Below are 22,092 nucleotides of genomic sequence, written 5' to 3' on the forward strand. Positions count from 1 at the left end.
GCGGCCCGGTGTTCGAGCCGCCGCTTCGAACCCCGCCCCGCCCTCGGCGGCAGGCGAGTGAGGTCTGTCCCCCGCGGGGGTGAAAGCGGGCTGCGGGCCTCATGCCGGGGGGCGGTTCGTGGCGAAGCACATCAGGCGGCAGTACGCCGCCCGGCGTGTGCGCCTCGTGTGCGCCGGCCTCTCTTGAAAAGGACCGCTCCATGATTCGTACGGTGAAGACCGCCGCCCTTGCTGCCGCCGCGAGCATCGCGCTGATCGGCGGCGCCGGTGCCGCTTCGGCCGACAGCATCGCGAAGGGCGCGGCCGTCGGTTCGCCGGGCGTGCTGTCCGGCAACGTCGTCCAGGTGCCGATCCACATCCCCGTGAACATCTGCGGCAACAGCGTGAACGTCGTCGGCCTGCTCAACCCGGCCATCGGCAACGTCTGCGTCAACGACTGACCTGCCCCGGACGCCGGCCGACCGGCGGAAACCGTCCCGGCCGGCCGGCACCCCGCCGCCCACGGGCCCCCTGCGAGACGGGCCCGTGGGCGGCGGCGGGCGAAGCTGTGCCCCGCTCGTCACGGGCGGGGCACAGCGCATCGGGGTGCCGGAGCGTCGGCGCGGGCGCGAAGCCCTCGCCTCCGGCTCGTCGACAGCTCTCAGCCCGGCATCGTGCCTCGGATGGGCACGGCGTCCCAGGTGGGCATGGCGCCCCAGGGGCCTCAGACGGGCATCGTGGCGTGGATGTACTTGCCGCCGGGGCCCGATTCGACGTGGACCGACAGGCTCAGAGCGTGGACGATCTCCAGCCCGTGCCCGCCGACGCGCGCCGCGTCGGGTGGCAGCAGCACAGGCGCGACCGGGCTGGCGTCCCAGACCGTCACCTGGATGGTGCTCTCCACCGGGTCCACCGACAGCGTCAGCAGAGCGGGGCCGCCGGCGTACTTCACCGCGTTGGTGACCAGCTCACTCACGACGAGCTGCACGTCCTCGAGGGAGCGGGGCGGTACGAAGACCCCCGATTCGTCGACGTCGTGCAGGAAGTCAGCGGTGAAGCGCCGGGCGTGGGCGCCGGATTCCGATGTCCCGTTCACGGCCGTGTCGCGCCGCAGGCGAACGGCGTCGTCCGACTCGGTGCCGGGCAGCGGGTACGTGATGATCATGACTTGCCTTTCCCGTGCGGGTGCAGCGGTAACGGGCGTATACCCGAGTCGGTCCGTTCTGACTCCGGCCGTTCGGCACTGATTCACCCGATCCGGCAACACGCCCGTGACCAGCGAGGGTCTGCCCGCAGGTCCTCTCGCAGCTCCTCCCACGGATTGCCCCAGGCCGGCCCGGGCGTGTGCCGCGGGACTCAGCGACGTTCCAGGGCCTGCTCCACCGAGCTGTGGCAGGGTGGCAGCTCACCCACCCGGGTGACCGCCAGCAGCCGCCGCACAGCTTCGGAAGGGGCCGCGAGGTCCACCTCGCGGCTCGCGGTGCGCCAGGGCAGCAGTGCACGCAGCAGGCCCGAGTCGCAGAAGGTGACCCGGGAGACGTCCACGACGACCCGGGCGGCTCCCCGGCCCGCAGCGGAGGAGGAGGCGGATGCCGTGGCGGTGTCGGTGGCGGATGGGCTGGCGGTGGCGGTATCGGTCGGGGACACGCTGGCCACCGGGGCCGGGGAGGCGGTAAGGGCCGGAGTGGCGGAGGCGGTGGCGGTGGCGGTGGCCAGAGCGGAGCGCACCCACGCCGCGCTGAAGAAGTCGATCTCTCCGGTGAGCGTGAGCACGCAGCAGCCGTTCAGCCAACGCGCGTCCGCGACCACCTGGGGCGGCGGTGGGCCCCCGGCGCACTGAGGGGCCAGCACGGGAGGCAGGGGCAGGAGTATGGGCGCGGCGTGGTGGGTGTCATGGGTGTTCACGTCCTGCCGCAACGAGCGGCGGGGCGTCTCCGCACTGCCGAGTGATCGGGATCACGCAGAGACGGACCCACGTCACCGGTTCGCGTCGCCTCGGCCACCCGATCGGCCCCTGCGGCCGGTCAGGCCCGTTTCCCGCCGCGGCGGGCCCACCTGTCCGGCATCTTGTCCTATGTTCCGGTTTCGTAACAGAGAGCATGCCTTTGCGGGTCACTCCCTAACGTAAGCGCCCTCACCGCGCACAACCGGTGCGCGGCCGGCCGAACAGGACGCCCGTTGAACCGTTCCCGCTCCCGCGTGCTCGCCGCCGCAACCACCATCGCCGCCTGCGCAGGCGCGCTCCTGCTGCCCACCCAGGCCCAGGCAGCCGGCTCCGTCCACCTGTACAAGATCTACTACGACAGCCCCGGCGCCGACCGCGGCGGCAACACCAGCCTGAACGCGGAGTACGTGGAGATCCGCAACACCACCGGCAAGGCCGTAAGCCTCAAGGGCTGGACCATCAAGGACCGGACCGGCTACACGTACACCTTCGGCACGTACTCGCTCGGCGCGTCCAAGACGGTCAAGGTGCGCACCGGCCAGGGCAGCGACACCGCGGCCAACCGCTACTGGAACCGCAAGTGGTACGTCTGGAACAACACCGGTGACACCGCGACGCTCCGCAAGGCCACCGGGACGAAGGTCGACACCTGCGACTACGGCAAGCGCTCCTCGCCGTACATCATGTGCTGAGCCGAGAACGGTGAGCTGGCGGCGGTGAGCCGAGCACTGTGAGTCGGTGGCGGACCCGGGGCCGGGGTCCGGTCCGCCACCGGCCCACCGCGGTCACTGGCGTCGCCGCGAGGGGCCGTCGCCCCGGGGTTCGACGCTGCCCGGCCGCGGCGGTTCGCCGCTGACGCGCTGCACGATCGCGGCAGCGACCCGGTGCAGCTTCACGTTCCGGTTCTGCGAGATGCGCCGCAGGATCTCGAAGGCCTGGTCCGGGCTGCAGCGCTGCTGGGCCATGATGACGCCCAGTGCCTGGTCGATGACCGCCCGGGAACGCAGCGCGGCCTGCAGGTCCTGCCCGAACTCCACATGCCCGGCGATCTTCAGCGCGACGCCCAGCGCTCCCGCCGCGTACGTAGCGAAGCTGCGCGCCTCGCTGCGGACCACCTCGTCGAAGGTGCAGGCCTCACTTGAGTAGAGGTTCATCGCGCCCAGCGGGCGCTGGTAGCCGAACGGCGTCAGCGGCAGCGCGTACACGCTGAGCACCCCGGCCTCCAGGCTCTTGGGGGCGTAGTCGTCCCAGCGTCGCTCGTCCCGCATGTCCGGCACCAGGTTCGGACGACCGGTCTCGAGGGCCTCCAGGCAGGGTCCGCGGCCCGCCTCGTACTGAGCCTCGTCGAACCGGCCCACCCTGGCGTCGCTGGCGGCGGCCGTCGTGGGCCGGCCGTCGGGCCGGATGGTGATGCCGCACGACACGTTGAGCTCGGTGGCGGTGAGCTTCACCAGGTCCTGGAGGAACTCCTCCACACGTTCGGTCCCGAGCAGCAGGGAGTGCAGTTGGGCGAGGGCCTGGTCACCCAGCCCACCGGATCCTGATCCCGCTCCTGGGGGAGTCGTCACTGCACCTCCACAGGCTCTGGCGGCCCCGGGCCGCCCCGCGCCGGCCGGTTCTCCACCGCACCGCGCGACTGTCGCCGCAAGGGCGCGTCGTGCACCGACGCGCAAGCCGGACGGGCCGAGCCGCGGCACGGCGGCCCGCCGTACGCCTTGAGGCCTGCCGCCCAACGGATTCCCGCTCCGCGGAACGACGAAACAGCAGGGCTGGCACCAAGACAGACAAAGTACCCATACCGCCCGCCCCCTGTCACCTCTCTGTCCTCAGCCGCCTCTGCCCGGTGGACAGAGCCGGGCCTCAGCTCAGCAGGTCCTGGAAGGTCTCGGTGGGCAGCGCGGTGGCCGGCACGACGCGCACCGTGCGGTCCTGCTGCTCGGCGCGCTCCTTGAAGCGCCGCAGCTCCGCCAGACCGGCCGAGCTGACGTGCGTCACCTCACGCAGGTCGACCGCCAGGGTGCGGCCGGAGCCGCCCGCGAGCGCCAACTCGGACAGCGCGCCGACGAAGTCCGGCGTGGCCGTCAGGTCCACCGAGCCCCGGACGCTCAGCACCACCTCGTCGGCCGAGCGCAGCAGCTCCACGTGCAGGGGGCGCGCGCGCAGCTCCGGCGGCGTGCGCAGGACCTCGGAGAGCGTGCCGTCCCCGAGCGCGGCGTCGCTGATGGCCGCGTCGAGGGCGTGTGTCGTCTCGCGCGGCAGCGGGATGCCGTGCCGGGTGCTGTGCACGATGCGCTCGGCGAGCGTGCGGAGCTTGGTGTTGGAGTTCTGCGAGAACCAGCGGAGCAGGTTGATCGCGGTGTGGTCGTCGAGCCCGTGGACCAGCATCAGGGCCCCCACCGCCTGGTCGATGATGCTGTGCGACTCCACCGCCGCCTCGATGTCCTGCCGGGCGCGCTGCGAGGCGGCCTCGTGCAGCGGCACCGTGATGTCCGCGGTGTAGCCGCGCAGCTCCGGGGAGGCACCGGGCGCCGAAGCGCGCTCGACGAGCGTGACCACCGTGCGGTCGCGGTCGGAGGCGGCGATGCGGTGCAGACGGGCGAGCGGCTGCCCGTCCTCGTGCAGCGACGCGGTGAACAGACCCAGGATGTGGTCCCGGTCCTCGGGACTCAGGTGCCGGGTGATCAACGAGGTCGTCGGTGCGACTTCGCCCGGTCTCAACCCGTACAGCCGGAACATGGTGTCCGACCACGTCCAGGTGTCGCTGGCCAGCTGGTACGTGAACCGGCCGACGATCTCGTTCTTCACGGCATTCCTCGGATGTCGGGGCGCCATCACCGGCAGGCCCGCTCCGGGGGGACGGGCAGTGCGGTGGCGCAACTCGCTGCTGACGAGGGCTCGCGCAGCGCACCGCCTCCCCACCGCGGGTGAAGCGGTACGGAAGACGGCACGCCGAAGAGCCCCGCCGCGAGCTGACTGCCCAACTCGAGGTCGTGATCGCGATGTTACCAACGAGCAGCCGCGCCAGTCCGCGCCCCCGACGCATCTGCCCCGCCACGGCGCTCCGACCTGCACCGATGCGCATGACGGACGCCCCCGACCTGACGCACCGTCGTCACAGCTCGCGGGCGCGCGCCCCTTCACGCGTGCGCTCCGGATCAACCGAACGCTGCGGGTTGCGCCGCAGGAACTCCGTCTCCAGGCGCGAACTGCGCTCGGTGTGCGCGCCCAACGCGTCCTGCGAGCCGTGCAGCAGCGTCTCGTGCCGGGTGCGGTGCAGGGTCTCCAGTTCCTTGATCAGCTGCTCGTCGGAAAGGTCCGCCGGGTCGACACCGGTCATGTTCAGCCGCCTCCTCGTCTCTTCTCGTCCCGCCTTGTTCCTCTGCCTCCGCGCGCCACCGGGGCGCAGCGCACGCGGGTACCCGCAATCCCCGCGGCGAGTCCTGCACCCGGCGCACTGGAGTGCACGCCCGCGTGCGACTGCGCGCCCTTCGGGTGGCTGCGGGCGCGAAGAGGAGGCGTCCGTTCAGGGGTCGACGCGGGGGAGGGCGGAACACGGAACGCCCCGGCCAGTGAGCCCGGCCGGGGCGGTGGGGGCAGGTCGGGGGGCTTCCCCCGGCTGCCGCAGGTAGGCCGTGTGGGACTCGAACCCACAACCAATGGATTAAAAGTCCACTGCTCTGCCAATTGAGCTAACGGCCCGCCCCCGAAGCATAGCTGCCAGGACGGGCGCACCTCGAAGGCATACGGCCCGGGTCCTGGATCTTCCGACGGTGGATCAGCCGCGACGGCCGGCTCCCACCCGCCTCGGGCTCCGTCAGGGCGCCTCGAAGCCGCGTCACGACCTCCCCCGCCGTCCCTGTCGGCGTCCCTGGGAGAGCCCGTGGCGGGGCTCGGTGGCGGGGCTCGGTGGCGAGCAAGCCGGGCCCCGCGAGGCGGCAGCGGACGTCGCCGCACAGCGGCAGGCCCCGGCGGACACGGGGTGTCCGCCGGGGCCTGCCGGTGAGTGGTCGTCAGCGCCGGTCAGCGGCGCAGGCGTCCGGCCTCAAGGGCCGGGTGCCGGGCCGTCCGGTCAGCGCCGGGACGTCAGCTGTTGCGCTTCCAGCGCGGCTTCTCGGTGCGGCGGTCGAAGGACCGGCCGGCGGTGCTGCCGGTGGAGCCGGCGCCGCGGTGGTCGTCGCGGCGGCCCGCCGGGCGGCGGTCGTCGCGGTTGACCGGACGGTCGTGCTCGCGGCGGAAGCCGCCCCGGTCGCGCTCCTGGCCCTCGAAGCCGCGGGACGGACGGTCGTCGCGACGGAAGCCGCCGCCACCCTGGCTCGGACGGTCGTCACGGCGGAACCCGCCGCCACCCTGGCTCGGACGGTCGTCGCGGCGGAACCCGCCGCCACCGCCGCCCTGGCGGTCGTCGCGGTTGAACGGACGGTCGCCGCCGCCACGGCGGTCGTCCCGCCGGTCGTCACGACGGAAGCCGCCGCCCTGGCTCGGGCGGTCGTCACGGCGGAAGCCGCCACCGCCACCGCCCTGGCCCTGGCGGTCGTCGCGACGGAAGCCGCCGCCACCGCCGCCCTGGCGGTCGCGGTTGTAGGGGCGGTCGCCGCCTCGGCGGTCGTCGCGGCGCTCGAACGAGCCGCTCTGCCGGCGCTCCTCGCGGACCTCGGCGGCCTTGCGCTCCTTCTCGGCGCGCACCACGGCGGCCCGCGCCTCGCGCTCGGCCTCCTCGGCGGCCTCCTTGGCCAGCGCCTCGGCGGCGTCGGCCACGGCCTGCTCCGGGTCGTCACCGCGCTCGCGCGCGGCACGGGCCGTCAGCTGGTCGGCCTCCTCGCGCAGTTCCAGCGCACGGCGCTGGGCCTGCTCCAACTGCCGGGTGAGGGCGTTGACCTCGCGGGCGGCCTGCTTGGCGGCCATGTTCACGGACTCGGCCTGCACCTCGGTCAGGGACCGCACGCCGGTGATGCGCACGACCTCCTCGTCGAAGGCGTCACCGCGGGCGATGATGTGCCGGGTGGCGTCCACGCCGGCGTCCTCCATGAGGCGGAAGATCTGGCGGCGCTGGTGCGGCAGCGCCAGCGACACGACGCTGCCGGACTGGCCGGCCCGCGCGGTGCGGCCCGAACGGTGCAGGTAGTCCTTGTGGTCGCCGGCCGGGTCGACGTTGAGCACCAGGTCGATGCCGTCGACGTGGATGCCGCGGGCGGCGACGTCGGTGGCGACGAGGACGTTGACGCGGCCTTCCTTGAAGTCGGCCAGGGTCGCGGTACGCGCGCCCTGCGTCATGCCGCCGTGCAGCGCGTCGGCGCTGACGCCGGTCTCGCGCAGCTGCTCGGCGACGCGGTCCGCGCCCAGCTGGGTGCGGACGAAGACGATGGTGCGGCCCTTGCGGGACGCGATGGCGGCGGTGACCGGGGCCTTGTCGCGCGGCTTCACGATCAGCACGTGGTGGGTCATGGTGGTGACCGCGCCCTGCGCCGCGTCCACCTCGTGGCTCACGGGGTCGACGAGGTAGCGCTTCACCAGGCTGTCGATCTCGTTCTCCAGCGTCGCGGAGAACAGCATGCGCTGGCCGCCATGCGGCACCAGGTCGAGCAGCTCGGTGACCTCGGGCAGGAAGCCCAGGTCGGCCATCTGGTCGGCCTCGTCCAGGACGGCGACCTCGACGTCGTCGAGCGAGCAGGCACCGCGGTTGATCAGGTCGCGCAGGCGGCCGGGCGTGGCGACGAGCACGTCGACGCCGCGCTCCAGCGCGCTCATCTGGTTGCCCATGGAGGTACCGCCGCAGACGACCTTCAGCTTGAGGCCGAGCACGTCGCCGTAGGGCTGGAGCGCGTCGGAGACCTGCATGGCCAGTTCACGGGTGGGCGTGAGGATGACGGCACGGGGGCGGCGGCGCGCGGTGCGTCCGCCGGAGAGACGGGCGAGCGCCGGCAGGCCGAAGCTCAGCGTCTTGCCGGAGCCGGTACGGCCGCGGCCCAGGATGTCCTTGCCGGCCAGGGCGTCCGGGATGGTCGCGGCCTGGATGGGGAAGGGGCTGGTGACACCGTTCTGCGCGAGCTTGCGCACCACGGCTTCGGGCAGTCCCAGGGTGGTGAAGGTGATCTCGGGGACGGCGGTCGCGGCCTCCTCGGCCGCGCCCTCCTCGGAGGTGGCCTCCGCCGGAGCGGCCGCTTCAGTGACGGCCTCCGCGGGGACGACGGCCGCGGCAGCGGTGGTGTCCTCGGCGGCGGTGGCCGCGGAGGTCTCCTCGACGAGCTGCTCGTCCTCGGTCGTTACGGTTTCAGGGGTGACAACAGACATGCGAACCTTCCGGAATTCGGCACGCGCCACACACTTCCGTGATTCGCACACGACCGCCTCAGTGCGGTCAGCCCACGGCTAAGCAAAGGAACGCGCCACACGGCGCGCTTCGGTTGGGGCGCCGGGCAAATGGGATCAAACGATCTACCACCATACGCACCCTGCCGTGCGGGTGGCAAACCCGTCCCGGCCGAAGTGCTGCGGATCACCTCCGGCCGTCATGACGTGGAGTTCCGAGCGGCCCACCTCCGCCCTCAGCCCTCGCCCTCGCCGGGCTCCTGCGGGTCCTGCGGCGTGACCGGCGGCGGGTCGCTCGGGGCCGGGTCGGGGACCTCCGAGTGCGACGGGGCCGGCGCCGGGCGGGTCGGTTCGACGACCGGTCCGCTGGGCCGGGAGCGGCGGCTCGGTTCGCTCTCCCCCGGCCGCTCGGCACGCTCCGACCGCGACGGTTCGACGGCCGGCCGGTCGGACTTCGACACGGACGACGACCGGGACGACCGCTTCGCCGACGGCGGACTCTCCGTCACCGCCCGGCCCGACAGCCGCCCGGGGACCTCCGACGCGAGGCGGGGCTGCTCCCCCGCCCACCGGCCGACGCCGTCGGTGCCGACCGGATCGGGCGCCGCCGAGTTGCCGACCGGAGCGCGCTTGTGGTCGTCGCCGGGCGCACCGACGGTCATGCAGCCGGTCAGCGCGGAGAGTGCCGCAACGGCGACGGTCGTACGGGACAGGGCGCGGGGACAGCGCACGGGCGGACTCCTCAGGACCGGACTGCGGTGCGGGCGCCCTGCTCAACTCCCGCGCCGCCCCCGAGGACACGCCCCGACCTACCGGTCGGGCGGCCACCGCGGGACGGCCCCCGGACGCGTCGGGGCCGCCGGACCGCCCGCGGTCGTCCGGCGCACACCCGAGGCCCCCTGACCGGTCGTCGGATCGACCACCGGTCGTCGGATCGACCGCGCGGCGACGCCGACTGCCCGATCCGGTCCCCGTCACGGACAATGGCCGGGTGCTGGAGATGACACGCGAGACCTTCGAAGAACTGGTCAGCCAGGCCCTGGACCAGATCCCGCCCGAACTGACCCGCATGATGGACAACGTGGCCGTGTTCGTGGAGGACGAACCGGACGCGTCGGACCCCGAACTGCTGGGGCTGTACGAAGGCACGCCGCTCACCGAACGCGGCGAGTGGTACGCGGGGGTGCTGCCGGACCGGATCTCGATCTACATGGGCCCCACCCTGCGGCACTGCGAGTCGGCGGAGGACGTCGTGCACGAGGTCGCCGTCACCGTCGTGCACGAGGTGGCCCACCACTTCGGCATCGAGGACGAGCGGCTGCACGAACTCGGCTGGGGCTGACCCGCGTCGGCCCCGCCACCGCCACCGGCTCGGCCTCGCGTCCCCGGCGCCCGTGCGAAGGCGCTGCGCTCCCTGCGGTCGGCGCCACTACGCCATTGTCGGGTACGGACGTGCCGCGTCGCATAGTCGTCATCCCACGAGGGCATACGCCACCCCATGGCCAGTGCTCCCGACAGGCTGCTGCGCGCCTGCCTCCGTTCCGCGACCCGAGGCGTCCACCGCGCCGGCGACGCCCTCAGTCGGCGCCGGCGCCGACTCCCCCCGCTCGACGGCGATCCGGCCGGACGCTCTCACCCCTTGGCCCGGGCACTGGGGCTGGCCGCGGTGACGCTGCTGGGCGCGTGGCTGGGCCTGCTCGTCGTCGGCAACGTGCACAAGCCGGTCGGGCCGATGGACACCACGATGACGCTGCGTCCCTCGCTCGACGGCGGCACGAAGATCAACGTGGCGCCGCTGGGCGACCTGCGGCTGGAAAGCCACCGGGCACCGCTGCGCCTCGACGTGGACGTCACCCGCCTCGACCCGGAACGCGTCGGCTCGCTCATCGACCGGCCGGAACGTATCAGCGGCCTCCAGGAGAGCGTCACCCGTGATGTGGAGGTGGGCACCCGCGACCTGGCCGTGCGGTCCTGCGCGGCCGTCGTCGCCGGGGCGACCGCGCTCGGTCTGGCCGTGTACCGGCGTCCGCGCCGGGCAATGGCCGCGGGCGGCCTGGCGCTCACCCTGCTGGTGGCGTCCGGCGCGACGGCCGCGGCCACCTGGAATCCGAAGGCGCTGCTGGAGCCGAAGTTCTCGGGGCTGCTGGCCGGTGCTCCCAGCCTGGTCGGCGACGCCCGCAGCATCGTCAGCGACTTCGGCATCTACCAGGAGGAGCTGGCCCGCCTGGTGACCAACGTGACGAAGCTCTACAACGCCGCGTCGACGCTGCCCACCTACCAGCCGGACCCGACCACGACCCGGGTACTGCACGTCTCCGACATCCACCTCAACCCGGCCGCCTGGTCGATCATCAAGTCGCTGGTGGAGCAGTACGAGATCAACATGATCATCGACACCGGCGACACCATGGACCACGGGACCGCCGCCGAGAACGCCTTCCTCGACCCGGCCGAGGACCTGGGCGCCCCCTTCGTGTGGGTGCGCGGCAACCACGACTCGATGGAGACCCAGGAGTACCTGGAGGGCATGGAGAACGTGCACGTCCTCGACGAGGGCCGGACGGTGGAGATCGCCGGGCTGCGCGTCGCCGGCTGGGGCGACCCGCAGTTCACGCCGGACCGTTCCGTCGAGGCGGCCGGCGATCCGGAGGAGCGGGAGGCGGGGCGCCGTCTCGCGTCCGCCCTGCGCGCCCAGCGCGCCGCGGGCGAGCCGGTCGACATCGCGGTGGCCCACAACCCCGAACTCGCCAAGCAGACGGACGGCCTGGTGCCGCTGGCGCTGGCCGGCCACACCCACAACCGCAAGCAGCACCAACTACCCGAGGGCACCCGGCTGATGGTCGAGGGTTCCACCGGTGGCAGCGGACTGCGCGCGGTGGAGGGGGAGGAACCGGACAAGGTCCAGGCGTCGGTGCTCTACTTCGACCAGGAAAGCCGCGAACTCCAGGCGTGGGACGAGATCACCCTGGGCGGCCTGGGCCTCACCTCGGCCGAGGTGAGCCGCCACGTCCCCGACAGCGCCCTCCCCGACGGCGGCGACACCACGCCCTCCCCCAGCCCCTCTCCCTCACCGGACGCCGACCCCACGGCCGAGGACAGCCCGCCCCCGGGCGGCAGCCCCGAAGCGGACGCCGACCCGGACGCCGGCCCGAGCGGGGAGGGCGGCCAGGAGCGGACGCCGTCGCCCGTCCTGACCGGCGCCGGCGCGGGCAGGCCCGCCGACGGCGGCTGACCCGGCACCGGCAGCCGACCCGGCACCGCGGCGGGCACACGCGGGAGCGGGAGGGGCCCGCGCGGGGGCGGGTGGCGTCGGGTGGCGTGCCGCGTGCGGACGGCAACACCGCAGGTGAGGAGGGTGGCGGGGCGTGGAGGCCCGGGGGCGGTCGCGTCCACCGGTATCCGTTTTGGCGAACGGTCCCGGTATCCCATATGCTTCTCACGTCCCCGACGCGCTGTTACAGCGTTCAGGTGGGCCATCAGCCCTCATCGTCTAGTGGCCCAGGACGCCGCCCTTTCAAGGCGGTAGCACGGGTTCGAATCCCGTTGGGGGCACGCAACACCATGTGCAGTGTTCACTTCTGCACATCATGGTCCTGTGGAGCAGTTTGGAGTGCTCGCCACCCTGTCAAGGTGGAGGCCGCGGGTTCAAATCCCGTCAGGACCGCTTGCAGATCACTTCGGTGAACTGCGTGGCTGGGTAGCTCAGTTGGTACGAGCGATCGCCTGAAAAGCGATAGGTCGCCGGTTCGATCCCGGCCCCAGCCACCAGGAACAGAGTCCCGGACGGTCTGCCGTCCGGGACTCTGTTGTTGTGTGCCCCAGCAAAGAATCTGGCCTGACAGCAATCGGCTTCAGAGCCTTACCGGTGCTGACATGTCAGCACCGGACTGGCACCGTTTCGGGCTCCCACACCACTCTCGCTCCCGCGTAGAACCCGTGCTCCTCCAGAGGCGCACCACATGCTGACCCATGCGGCAAACAGCAGGGTTACAGTGCACGCGCGGGTAGGCCAATGTCAGGAGTGGGGGATACAAAGATGTCTGAGCGGGCCCGGCTCAGCCTCGGCGATCTGACTGCAGGGCGTGCGGTGTCGGGCATTGTCACCGGCGGTGACGTCACGGTGGTCGCTGTACAGATGTTCGGGCCGGCGGCGGCGCAGGTGACGTATCGGCGCCCCGACGGCACTGTGGAGGAGCGAATCCTCTACGAGGAGGATGCTGCGCGACTCGCTGAGGCGGCCTGCGGCTCAGTAGGCGGCGGTTTCGACGTGGATCCTGGCTTGTTCCGGCTGGCGGCCGAAGCGCTGCGGATCCGGATGGCTGCGCGCGGCGACGCAATGCTGGCGGTGTCCACCAGTCTCCTCGACCCGCTGCCCCACCAGATCCAGGCTGTCTACAACGAGCTGCTGCCGCGGACCCCGCTGCGTTTCCTCCTCGCTGACGACCCCGGTGCAGGAAAGACCATCATGGCCGGGCTTTACATCAAGGAGCTGGCGCTCCGCGGCGATCTGGAGCGCTGTCTCATCGTCGTGCCGGGAGGACTCGTCGAACAGTGGCAGGACGAGCTGCTGGAGAAGTTCGGTCTCGACTTCACTCTCCTCACCCGGCAGCTGACCGACGCGACGATTGAGGGCAACGTCTTCGATCGTCATCCCCGGCTCATCGCTCGCATGGACGCGCTGGCGCGCTCCGAGGACCTGCAGCGGCTACTCGGGGAGAGCGGGTGGGACCTGGTCGTCGTAGACGAGGCACACCGGATGAGCGCTAGTTACTTCGGCACAGAGCTGAAGACCACGAAGCGCTACGAGCTTGGCCGCCTCCTCGGTCGCCTCACCCGTCACCTGCTCCTGATGACTGCCACCCCACACGCAGGCAAAGAGGAGGACTTTCAGCTGTTTATGACGCTGCTGGACAGCGACCGGTTCAGCGGCCGCTATCGGGCGGGTATCCACCGGCACGATGTCTCCGGCCTGATGCGCCGCATGATCAAGGAGGACCTGCTCACTTTCGATGGCAAGCAACTGTTCCCAGAGCGCCGCGCTTACACCGTGCCGTACGAACTGTCGCCCGCTGAGTATGACCTGTACGAGCAGGTCACGGAGTACGTCCGCCAGGAGATGAACCGGGCCGAGCGGTTGGACGGCCGACGAGGCAACCAGGTCGGTTTCGCGCTTACCGTCCTCCAGCGTCGCCTCGCCTCCAGCCCAGCGGCGATCCACCGGTCCCTAGAGCGCAGGCGGATGCGACTGGAGGCCCGGCGTCAGGAGATGTTGTCGGATCAGACCGTGGCGAACTTGGCCCTCGATTCCGCACCGTCCGTCCCCGTCGAGGACGAGTTGGACGACTTGACCGGTGGCGAGTTGGAGGATCTCGAGGAGCAGGTCGTCGATGCGGCGACCGCCGCCCGCACCCTCCAAGAGCTGGAGCTGGAGATCGCCGCGCTGAGCGAGCTGGAGCGGCTCGCTGCACGGGTCCTGGCCTCCGGCGACGACCGCAAGTGGCGGGAGCTGTCGGGGCTGCTCCAGGATGACCCGCTGTTGCGGGATGAGAGAGGGCTGCCGCGCAAGCTGATCATTTTCACCGAGCATCGCGACACTCTTGATTACCTGTCCCGCCGCATCAGGAACCTGATCGGACGCCCCGAGGCAGTCGTCGCCATCCATGGCGGCACCCCACGCCCACAGCGCCGTGACATCCGCGATGCCTTCAACCAGGACCCCGAAGTCCGCGTTCTCGTCGCTACCGACGCCGCCGGCGAGGGCCTGAACCTCCAGCGCGCCCACCTCATGGTCAACTACGACCTGCCGTGGAATCCCAATCGCATCGAGCAGCGCTTCGGCCGGATCCACCGCATCGGCCAGACCGAGGTTTGCCACCTGTGGAACCTGATTGCCGCCGACACTCGAGAGGGACAGGTCTTCCAACGACTCCTCGACAAGATCGAACAGCAGTCGAGGGCGTACGACGGCAAGGTTTACAACGTCCTGGGTGAGCTCTTCGAGGGCGAGCCGTTGCGAGGCTTGCTCTTGGAGGCAATCCGCTACGGCGACCGGCCCGAGGTCAAGAGCCGCCTGGATCAGGTCATCGACGCCCGGGTAGGTGAGCGGGCAGTGGAGCTGATCAAGGGGCTCGCACTCGATACCCATGTCATGGGGTTGGAGGACGTCGAGGCGGTACGGCTTCGTATGGAGGAGGCTCAAGCCAAGCGGTTGCATCCGCACTACGTACGAGCCTTCTTTCGTGACGCCTCCGACCGTCTCGGTGGTCACCTCAGGGCGCGAGAGAACGGCCGTTTCGAGATCACCCATATTCCGGCCGTCCTGCGCGATACGGGCCGCTTTGGGCTCGGCCTGGGCGGAGTCGTGCAGCGCCGCTATGAACGGGTGTGCTTCGACCGTGAGCGCGTCACTGTGCCTGGCGCCGCCCGTGCCGACCTGATCGCCCCTGGGCACCCGCTCTTCGACGCGGTTCTGGAAGAGACGGTTCACCGGCACGGGGATCTACTCACGCGGGGCGCGGTTCTGATCGATGCCTCCGATGCCGGGACCAACCCTCGGCTGTTGACCGCGCTGGTCCAAGATGTCGTCGATGGGCACGGGCGGTCGGTGGACCGTTCCTTTGCGTTCGTGGAGCTGAATCCGGACGGAACGGCCCACGATGCCGGCCCTGCTCCCTATCTGGATTATCGCCCGCCCACGCCCCGGGAGGCCGAGGCGGCAGGGGTGCTACTCACGGATGAGTGGCTGCGGGACGGTGGGCCCGCCCGTGCCATGGCCTGGGCGGTGCGGGAGGCGGTCCCGCAGCACCTGAACCGCACCCGGGAACGACTGCTGCCCGTCATCGAGCGTACTCGTGCCCAGGTCGAGCAGCGGCTGCGGCAGGAGATCAGCTTCTGGCATGCGCAGGCCGGAAAACTCGAACTGGATGTTGCCGAGGGCAAGAAGGTCCGTCACCGTCCGGAAACCGCGCGTGCTTGGGCTGAGGACCTTGAGCGCCGCCGTGAGCAGCGTTTGGCCGTGCTAGACAAAGACCAGGCTCTTCAGGCCCGCCCGCCAGTCGTGGCGGGGTGCGCGCTCGTCGTGCCGGTGGGCTGGCTGGTCAGCCACCTTGGCCCTGCCGAGACCCCGGCGGAGAAGGCTGTACTGGATGCCATGCATGCGGCCGACGGCTACGAGACCGACCGGCGGGCTGTGGCTGCAGTACTCGGCGCCGAGCGTGGCCTCGGGCGCGTCCCTGAGGAAATGGCCCACAACAATCCCGGCTACGACATCCGATCGCTTAGTCTTGACGGTCACCTCGTGCACATCGAGGTGAAGGGTCGCCGAGAGGGTGCGGAGCACTTCTACGTCAGCCGAAACGAGGTCCTCGTCGCCAAGAATCGCGGCGCGCAGCATCGTCTCGCCCTGGTCTCCGTCAGCCCGCGGGGAGCGGAGCACGACGAGATCCGCTACTTGACCGACGCCTTCGCCGACACCGACTTCGGCGACCTGCAGACCGAGGGTGTGCTGCTGTCCTGGCAGGACGCCTGGAACAAGGGAGGAACCCCGCAGTGAGCGGTGCAACCGAAGACACGGCCTCTGCTCCGGAGCGCCGCACCAAGCTCATCGAGGTGTCCCTCCCTCTGGAGGCGATCAACAGGGAGTCGGCCCGGGAGAAATCCATCCGGCACGGGCACCCGTCAACGCTCCACCTGTGGTGGGCGCGCCGGCCGTTGGCGGCTGCGCGTGCGATGCTCTTCGCTCAGCTCGTGGACGACCCGGCCTCGCGGCCCGATCTGTATCCGGGGCCGGAGGAGCAGAAGGCCGAGCGGCAGCGATTGTTCGACCTCATCGAGGAGATGGTCCCCTGGGAGGCCACGCGCGACGAGCGGATCATGCGCAAGGTCCGGGAGAAGATCGCCGAGTCGCACGGTGAGGGTCCGCTTCCGCCTGTCCTCGACCCCTTCGCGGGCGGTGGGACGATTCCGCTGGAGGCGCACCGGCTGGGGCTTGAGGCTCACGCCAGTGACCTGAATCCGGTGCCGGTCGTCATCAACAAGGCGTTGATCGAGATCCCGCCGAAGTGGGCTGGCCGCAAGCCCGTTTCGCCGACTGCCGAGCTGCGGCACGAGGAGAGCTGGCGGAGGGCGAGCGGGCTCGCGGAGGATGTGCGCCAGTACGGGAAGTGGATGCGTGATCAGGCGTACGCGAAGATCGGCTCGCACTACCCGAAGGCCAAGCGGGACGACGGAAGTGAGGCGCCGGTCATTGCTTGGCTCTGGGCGCGGACGGTGGCCTGTCGCGACCCGGCTTGTCCGGCCGAGATGCCGCTGGTTCGGTCCTTCTGGCTGAGTAAGAAGAAGGAGCGGCCCTGTTACGTAGTCCCCGAGCCGGTGGACGGGGAGGTGACGTTTACGATCGGCGGCCCCGAGGGCGAGCCCCGTGCCGGGACAGTGGACGGCAAGAGTGCCGAATGCCTCGTGTGTGGCGATCGGGCTCCGCTGGAGTATGTGCGGACCGAAGGCAAGGCCGGGCGGATGGGCGCCGTCATGATGGCCGTGGTTGCGGAGGGAAAGCGTCAGCGCATCTATCTACCGCCCACTGCGGAGCATGTAGGGGCGGCTGAAGTGGGACGACCTGTCAATGTGCCCGAGTCCGAACTGCCCGAGCAGGCACTGGGGTTCAGGGTACAGGGGTATGGGATTCGGAAGCATGCGGACCTGTTCACTAACCGGCAACTGCTCGCTATGACCACGTTCAGCGATCTGGTGAGCGAGGCGCGGGAGAGGGTTGAGCGGGATGCTCGGCATGCGGGCTTGCCGGATAGGGACGCTACAGAGTACGCCACGACAGTTTCGACGTACCTTGCTTTTGCTGCCTCACGACTGGCCAACGAGTCATCCTCGATTAGCACCTGGGACTCTAACGGGACAAAGCAGCACGTCAGGGCTACCTTCTCAAGGCAGACCCTCCAAATGACCTGGGACTTTGCTGAAGGAAACCCCTTCTTTACGTCGACCGGCAGCATCTCTGAATCTCTACGCCGAGTTTCAGCCGTGCTGGACGCTCTACCTGCGGAGCGTATGCCTGGTCATGTTGTGCAGGCCGACGCCAGCACCCGCCCCTACGAAAATTACGTCATTAATACCGACCCCCCGTATTATGACAACATCGGCTATGCCGACCTCGCCGACTTCTTCTACATTTGGCTCCGCCGTTCCCTAGGTACCTTCTACCCCGAGGTCATGAGCACGATCCTCACCCCCAAAGAGCCGGAACTCATCGCCACCCCCTACCGCCACGGCGGGAACTGGGAGGCAGCCGAGAAGCACTTCGAACGCGGCTTCGTCGAGACCTTCACGCACATGCGCGCAGGCCACCACCCGGACTACCCGCTCACGGTCTACTACGCGTTTAAGCAGGCGGAGACCGACGCCGAGGACGGCACGGCCTCGACCGGTTGGGAGACGCTACTCAGCGGCATGATCGAGGCTGGCTGGTCGGTCACCGGCACATGGCCGGTCCGTACCGAGCGAACCGGCCGTTCCCGTGACATCGGCTCCAACGCCCTCGCCTCCTCCGTAGTCCTCGCCTGCCGCCCCCGCCACGTCACCGCCGGCTCCACCGACCGTCGTGGCTTCCTCCGTGCCCTGCGCAGTGAACTCCCAGACAAGCTGCGGAAGCTGCAGGAGGGCAATCTCGCCCCCGTCGACCTCCCTCAGTCCGCGATCGGCCCCGGTATCGCGGTGTTCTCGCGGTACGCGAAGGTCACCGAGCCCGACGGCACTCCCATGCGCGTCCGCACTGCGCTCGGACTCATCAACGACGTCCTCGCCGACGTGCTGAACGAACAAGAGGGAGAGTTCGACCAGGACACCCGGTGGGCGATCCGTTGGTTCGAGCAGTTCCAGTGGAACAAGGGCACGTTCGGGGACGCCGAGACGCTCGCGAAGGCATACAACGTGTCCGTGAAGGGCCTCCAGGATGCCCACGTCACCGCGTCCGGCGACAGCAAGGTGTGGCTGCTCGCCCCGGCTGACCTGCCGGAGTCGTACGACCCGGAGACGGACGGCCGTATCTCCGTCTGGGAGGCGGCCATGCACCTGTCCCGGGTGCTGGACGGCAAGGGCGCACAATCCGGTGTGGGACCGGCCGGTGAGCTGCTCGCCGGGATCCGGGCGCGCGGGGAGTTCGACGAAGACGCCATCCGTGACCTCGCCCACCTGCTCTACAGCATCTGCGACCGACGGCGCTGGTCCGAGAGTGGGCAGCGGTTCAACAACCTCGCCCGTGCCTGGTCCGACCTCCAGACCGAGGCCCGTAACGCCGAGAAGCGCGGCCCGCGCAAGCCCCAGCACCAGCCCCTCTTCTGAACGCCCGTCCCACTCACAGGCACCCGGAAAGGCAGGACACCCGCACCATGGCGGTGAACAACCGAGACCGTGTCTCCCGCATGATCGACATCCTTGGGGAGGGTCTGTTGCCCTTCCTGGAACGGGAGATGATTAAGCGGCAGGGCGACAGCTGGTTCGAAGACGCGGAGAGCGAGGCTCGGGGACAAGGGAAACAGATCGGCAGGACCGATCCGCAGTTCCTGCTGAACCTCCTCCAGCGGTACTGGAGCACCTACTTCCGGCATCTTCTCCCGGCGAGCGCCCGTGGATTCGCCAGCGAGATGAACGCGGTCCGCAACCAGTGGGCACACAACGAAAAGTTCACCGCGGACGACACCCTGCGCTCGCTGGACACGGCGGAGCGACTGCTGCGGGCCGTGCACGCGGATCCCTCCCTGGTCGAGGAGGTCCGCGAGTCCCGGCAGACGCTGCACCGGCAGGTCACAGAGGAGGAGACGAAGAAGGCAGCGCGCCGGGCACGAGCCGTGCCGAGCGTGGCCGCCGAGGGGCTGCGGCCCTGGCGGGACGTGCTCACCCCGCACGTGGACGTGGCGCGCGGTGACTTCAACGCCTCCGAGTTCGCCGCCGACCTGTGGCGGGTGGCGCGCGGGGAAGGCGCCGCCGAGTACACCGAACCCGAGGAGTTCTTCCAGCGGACGTACCTCACCGAGGGCCTTGAAGAACTGCTCTCCAAGTCGCTGCGCCGGATCAGCGGTGACCCGAACGCCGCCCCCGTCATCAACCTCCAGACCAACTTCGGCGGCGGCAAGACACACTCCATGATGGCGCTGTACCACCTGTACGCGCCGGCCCTGAAGGTGAACCGGCTGCCGCAGGACCTTCAGGAACTGATCGCCGCCGCGCCCGGCGGCGGACTGCCCGGCGGAACGGTGCACCGGGCCGTGCTGGTCGGCAACGAGCTGGGTATCGGACAGCCCGACGTCAAGCCCGACGGCACCGTCGTCAACACCATGTGGGGCCAACTCGCCTGGGGGCTCGGCAAGAGGCAGGCGTACGACATCATCGCCGAGGCCGACCGCACCAGCACCAGCCCCGGCACCGCCCTGCTCCAGGACCTAATCGCCGCCTACGCGCCCTGCGTGATCCTCATCGACGAGTGGGTTCATTACGCCGGTCCGCTGCTCGGCAACGACAACCTGCCTGCCGGGTCCTTCGAGACACACTTCTCCTTCGCCCAGTCCCTCACCGAGGCCGTCGCCTCCGTCGACGGGGCTCAGTTGCTGGTCTCCATCCCGGCGTCCGCGACCGGCGAGATCAGCGCCGCCGACCAGTACGACATCGGCGGCGAGAACAACCGCACCGCGCTGGAGCGGCTCCAGAACGTCGTCCACCGCAAGGCCGACGCTTGGCGGCCCGCCAGCTCCGACGAGTCCTTCGAGATCGTGCGCCGTCGTCTCTTCCAAACCGCCACCAGCGAGGTCCAGGCCGAGATCAACAAGGTGGCGCGGCTATACACGCAGTTCTACGGTACCGAGAAGCGCGAGTTCCCGGCCGGCTGCGACACCATGGACTACGAGCGGCGAATCAAGTCGACCTACCCGATCCACCCAGAGCTGTTCGCCCGGCTGTACGAGGACTGGTCCACGCTGCCCAGGTTCCAGCGCACCCGAGGTGTGCTGCGGCTGATGAGCACGGTCATTCACGCGCTGTGGCGGGACCAGAACCAGAGCCCCATGATCATGCCCGGTGACGTGCCGATACACGACACCCGCGTCAACCAGGAGCTGACGTACTACCTGGAGGACCGCTGGAAGCCAATCATCGACGCCGACGTCGACGGCCCTGACTCCACCCCGGCCTCCGTCGACGCCGAGAAGCCCGTGCTCGGGCAGCGCGGCATGAGCCAACGCGTGGCCCGTACCGTCTTCATGGGCTCCGCACCTCGCGTGCACGCCGCCCGCAAGGGCCTGTCCGAGCCGCACATCCGGCTCGGCATGGCCATCCCCGGTGAACCGCTGGGCAACTTCCGCACCGCGCTTAACGCACTCGCCGACCGCTCCACTTACCTCTACGGCGACGGCGAACGCCACTGGTACGACACTCACGCCAACATCACCCGTACCGCCAAGGACGAGGCGAACAAGCTCCTCGACGACGTCGACAAGGTGTGGGCGGACGTGGTGCGCCGGCTCAGCGTTGTCCAGGGCGTGCGCGGCCAGTTCCACGCCGTTCACGCGGCGCCGCTGCCCGCGAGCGACATCCCGGACAACGACAACGCGCGCCTGGTGCTGCTGCACCCCCGCTTCACCCACCGTAGCGCCCGGGACGTGCCCGACACTGAGGCCCTGAGCTTCGCCCAGGAGGCCCTTGACCAGTACCGCTCCAGCGCCCGGCAGCACCGCAACGCCCTCGTCTTCCTCGCCCCCGACCGCAAGGAGATGGAGGGTGTCTCCGAGGCTGTCCGCGAGTACCTCGGCTGGAAGCAGGTCCTCACGCAACACGTCCAGCTCGACCTGACGGAGAACCAGAGAACGCAGGCCAGGACCCGGATGGAGAAGGCTGACGAGACAGTCAGCCTTCGCCTCGGCAAGGCCTACCGGTGGGTCCTTGTTCCCGAGCAGATCCCCGGCGCCAAGATCGAGTGGGTCAACTTCAAGGTCGACCTGCAAGCCATCGACGACGCGGCCATCCAGGTCGGTGATCGTCTCAAGCGCCAGGGCATGCTCTACGTCCTGCAGGCTCCTGCCGTCCTGCATCAGCGGATCAACGACGCCCTGAGCCAGGAGTGGAACCGGGACGGCCACATCTCCGTCGGTCGCCTGTGGGAACTGCACACCAAGTACCCGTACATGAATCGGCTGCGTGATCGCTCAGTCCTCGACCAGGGGGTCGAGGACGTCCTCTCCCACGTCACCTGGGAGACGGATGGCTTCGCCCTCGCCACCAGCCACGATCCCGAGGCCGGCCGCTACCTGGGACTCGTCCTGCCCTGCCGCAATGTGTCCTTCGGCCAGATCACCGACAGCACGCTGCTGGTACGACCCGACCTTGCCATCGCTCAGGAGACCGCCGATCTGGCGGCCGCCGCCGCTCAGCACCAGAAGTCAGCCAATCAGGTCCATGATGCCGACGACGGCACAGGTAGCGGGGCTGGGCAGGGCCCTGGTGGTCCGTCGGTGTCCCTCCGCCCTGCGCCCGGCGCCCCGGTCCCGGGGCCGACTCCATTGCCGCGCGTCCCGACCCGGTTCTATGCCCACGCCCGGCTGGACACCGAGCAATACAGTAAGCGCGCCACTAAGTACGCCTTCGAAATCCTCCAGCACCTCGAAGCCATCGGGGCGGACGTCGAGGTCACGGTCGAGATCCAAGCGACCGCGCCCGGCGGTTTCCCCGCGGACAAGGTGCGCACCCTGACAGAAAACGCCAACACCCTCAATCTGCAAGCCCAGTTCGAGGAGGAATAGGGTCGGACAGCGGGTCTGGTGGTCCTCGCAGGGCCCGGCCTGGTCGTTTCGGCTGTCGACACACTC

General features: G+C 70.0%; 14 protein-coding genes and 4 tRNA genes. 10 read left to right on the top strand and 8 right to left on the bottom strand.

Annotated elements, in window-relative coordinates:
- Positions 1-200 precede the first annotated feature (200 nt).
- On the top strand, positions 201-440 hold the full coding sequence (locus QNO07_RS06100) for a chaplin (RefSeq protein WP_283990549.1): 240 nt from the start codon (positions 201-203) through the stop codon (positions 438-440).
- Between the two features lie 263 nt (positions 441-703).
- Here QNO07_RS06100 and QNO07_RS06105 read toward each other — a convergent pair whose 3' ends face one another.
- Both QNO07_RS06105 and QNO07_RS06110 read right to left on the bottom strand, forming a co-directional pair.
- Positions 704-1,144 (bottom strand): ATP-binding protein, encoded by a 441-nt coding sequence (locus QNO07_RS06105; protein ID WP_283990550.1) that lies wholly within the window; start codon positions 1,142-1,144, stop codon positions 704-706.
- Positions 1,145-1,335: 191 nt separating this feature from the next.
- Entirely contained in the window at positions 1,336-1,884 is a 549-nt protein-coding gene (locus tag QNO07_RS06110) for an STAS domain-containing protein (protein WP_283990551.1), read from the bottom strand.
- Between the two features lie 273 nt (positions 1,885-2,157).
- Between QNO07_RS06110 and QNO07_RS06115 the strand changes: the two genes are divergently transcribed.
- Positions 2,158-2,616 (top strand): lamin tail domain-containing protein, encoded by a 459-nt coding sequence (locus tag QNO07_RS06115; RefSeq protein WP_283990553.1) that lies wholly within the window; start codon positions 2,158-2,160, stop codon positions 2,614-2,616.
- 93 nt (positions 2,617-2,709) lie between these two features.
- Here QNO07_RS06115 and QNO07_RS06120 read toward each other — a convergent pair whose 3' ends face one another.
- The 6 genes from QNO07_RS06120 to QNO07_RS06145 all read right to left on the bottom strand — a co-directional run bounded on the left by QNO07_RS06120 (position 2,710) and on the right by QNO07_RS06145 (position 8,961).
- Positions 2,710-3,492: a GAF and ANTAR domain-containing protein gene (locus tag QNO07_RS06120; RefSeq protein ID WP_283990555.1), complete on the bottom strand. Its 783-nt coding sequence runs from the start codon at positions 3,490-3,492 to the stop codon at positions 2,710-2,712.
- A gap of 292 nt (positions 3,493-3,784) precedes the next feature.
- Positions 3,785-4,729, bottom strand: a complete 945-nt coding sequence (locus QNO07_RS06125) for an ANTAR domain-containing protein (RefSeq protein WP_283990557.1) — start codon at positions 4,727-4,729, stop codon at positions 3,785-3,787.
- 307 nt (positions 4,730-5,036) lie between these two features.
- Positions 5,037-5,261 carry a DUF6158 family protein gene (locus QNO07_RS06130; protein ID WP_283990558.1) on the bottom strand — a complete coding sequence of 75 codons (225 nt, stop codon included), beginning with the start codon at positions 5,259-5,261 and terminating at the stop codon, positions 5,037-5,039.
- A 289-nt stretch (positions 5,262-5,550) separates the two neighbouring features.
- Positions 5,551-5,623 (bottom strand) — tRNA-Lys (locus QNO07_RS06135).
- A gap of 384 nt (positions 5,624-6,007) precedes the next feature.
- The gene (locus tag QNO07_RS06140) at positions 6,008-8,212 is read right to left on the bottom strand and encodes a DEAD/DEAH box helicase (RefSeq protein ID WP_283990559.1); all 2,205 of its coding nucleotides are present in this window, start codon (positions 8,210-8,212) and stop codon (positions 6,008-6,010) included.
- A 254-nt stretch (positions 8,213-8,466) separates the two neighbouring features.
- Positions 8,467-8,961 carry a hypothetical protein gene (locus QNO07_RS06145; RefSeq protein ID WP_283990561.1) on the bottom strand — a complete coding sequence of 165 codons (495 nt, stop codon included), beginning with the start codon at positions 8,959-8,961 and terminating at the stop codon, positions 8,467-8,469.
- A gap of 260 nt (positions 8,962-9,221) precedes the next feature.
- Between QNO07_RS06145 and QNO07_RS06150 the strand changes: the two genes are divergently transcribed.
- The 8 genes from QNO07_RS06150 to QNO07_RS06185 all read left to right on the top strand — a co-directional run bounded on the left by QNO07_RS06150 (position 9,222) and on the right by QNO07_RS06185 (position 22,026).
- The gene (locus QNO07_RS06150; RefSeq protein WP_283990564.1) at positions 9,222-9,572 is read left to right on the top strand and encodes a metallopeptidase family protein; all 351 of its coding nucleotides are present in this window, start codon (positions 9,222-9,224) and stop codon (positions 9,570-9,572) included.
- A 156-nt stretch (positions 9,573-9,728) separates the two neighbouring features.
- Positions 9,729-11,462, top strand: a complete 1,734-nt coding sequence (locus QNO07_RS06155) for a metallophosphoesterase (RefSeq protein WP_283990566.1) — start codon at positions 9,729-9,731, stop codon at positions 11,460-11,462.
- A gap of 247 nt (positions 11,463-11,709) precedes the next feature.
- Positions 11,710-11,782, top strand: a tRNA-Glu gene (locus tag QNO07_RS06160).
- Positions 11,783-11,819: 37 nt separating this feature from the next.
- Positions 11,820-11,894, top strand: a tRNA-Asp gene (locus QNO07_RS06165).
- Positions 11,895-11,921: 27 nt separating this feature from the next.
- A tRNA-Phe gene (locus QNO07_RS06170) sits at positions 11,922-11,998 on the top strand.
- A gap of 268 nt (positions 11,999-12,266) precedes the next feature.
- Positions 12,267-15,782 carry a helicase-related protein gene (locus tag QNO07_RS06175; protein ID WP_283990567.1) on the top strand — a complete coding sequence of 1,172 codons (3,516 nt, stop codon included), beginning with the start codon at positions 12,267-12,269 and terminating at the stop codon, positions 15,780-15,782.
- Positions 15,779-18,580, top strand: a complete 2,802-nt coding sequence (locus QNO07_RS06180) for a DUF1156 domain-containing protein (protein ID WP_283990568.1) — start codon at positions 15,779-15,781, stop codon at positions 18,578-18,580. Before QNO07_RS06175 ends, QNO07_RS06180 begins: the two co-directional genes overlap by 4 nt.
- Positions 18,581-18,660: 80 nt before the next feature.
- A complete protein-coding gene (locus tag QNO07_RS06185) occupies positions 18,661-22,026 on the top strand; it encodes a DUF499 family protein (RefSeq protein WP_283990569.1) in 3,366 nt (1,121 codons plus the stop codon).
- Positions 22,027-22,092: the final 66 nt, after the last annotated feature.

It is taken from the genome of Streptomyces sp. 549 (assembly GCF_030124175.1).
Classification (GTDB): Bacteria; Actinomycetota; Actinomycetes; order Streptomycetales; family Streptomycetaceae; genus Streptomyces.

Bases quoted from the DNA above. Each gene is read 5' to 3' on its own strand.
- QNO07_RS06100 (WP_283990549.1), top strand. From the start codon at position 201: ATGATTCGTACGGTGAAGACCGCCGCCCTTGCTGCCGCCGCGAGCATC.
- QNO07_RS06130 (WP_283990558.1), bottom strand. From the start codon at position 5,261: ATGACCGGTGTCGACCCGGCGGACCTTTCCGACGAGCAGCTGATCAAG.
- QNO07_RS06185 (WP_283990569.1), top strand. From the start codon at position 18,661: ATGATCGACATCCTTGGGGAGGGTCTGTTGCCCTTCCTGGAACGGGAG.
- QNO07_RS06175 (WP_283990567.1), top strand. From the start codon at position 12,267: ATGTCTGAGCGGGCCCGGCTCAGCCTCGGCGATCTGACTGCAGGGCGT.
- QNO07_RS06105 (WP_283990550.1), bottom strand. From the start codon at position 1,144: ATGATCATCACGTACCCGCTGCCCGGCACCGAGTCGGACGACGCCGTT.
- QNO07_RS06140 (WP_283990559.1), bottom strand. From the start codon at position 8,212: ATGTCTGTTGTCACCCCTGAAACCGTAACGACCGAGGACGAGCAGCTC.
- QNO07_RS06155 (WP_283990566.1), top strand. From the start codon at position 9,729: ATGGCCAGTGCTCCCGACAGGCTGCTGCGCGCCTGCCTCCGTTCCGCG.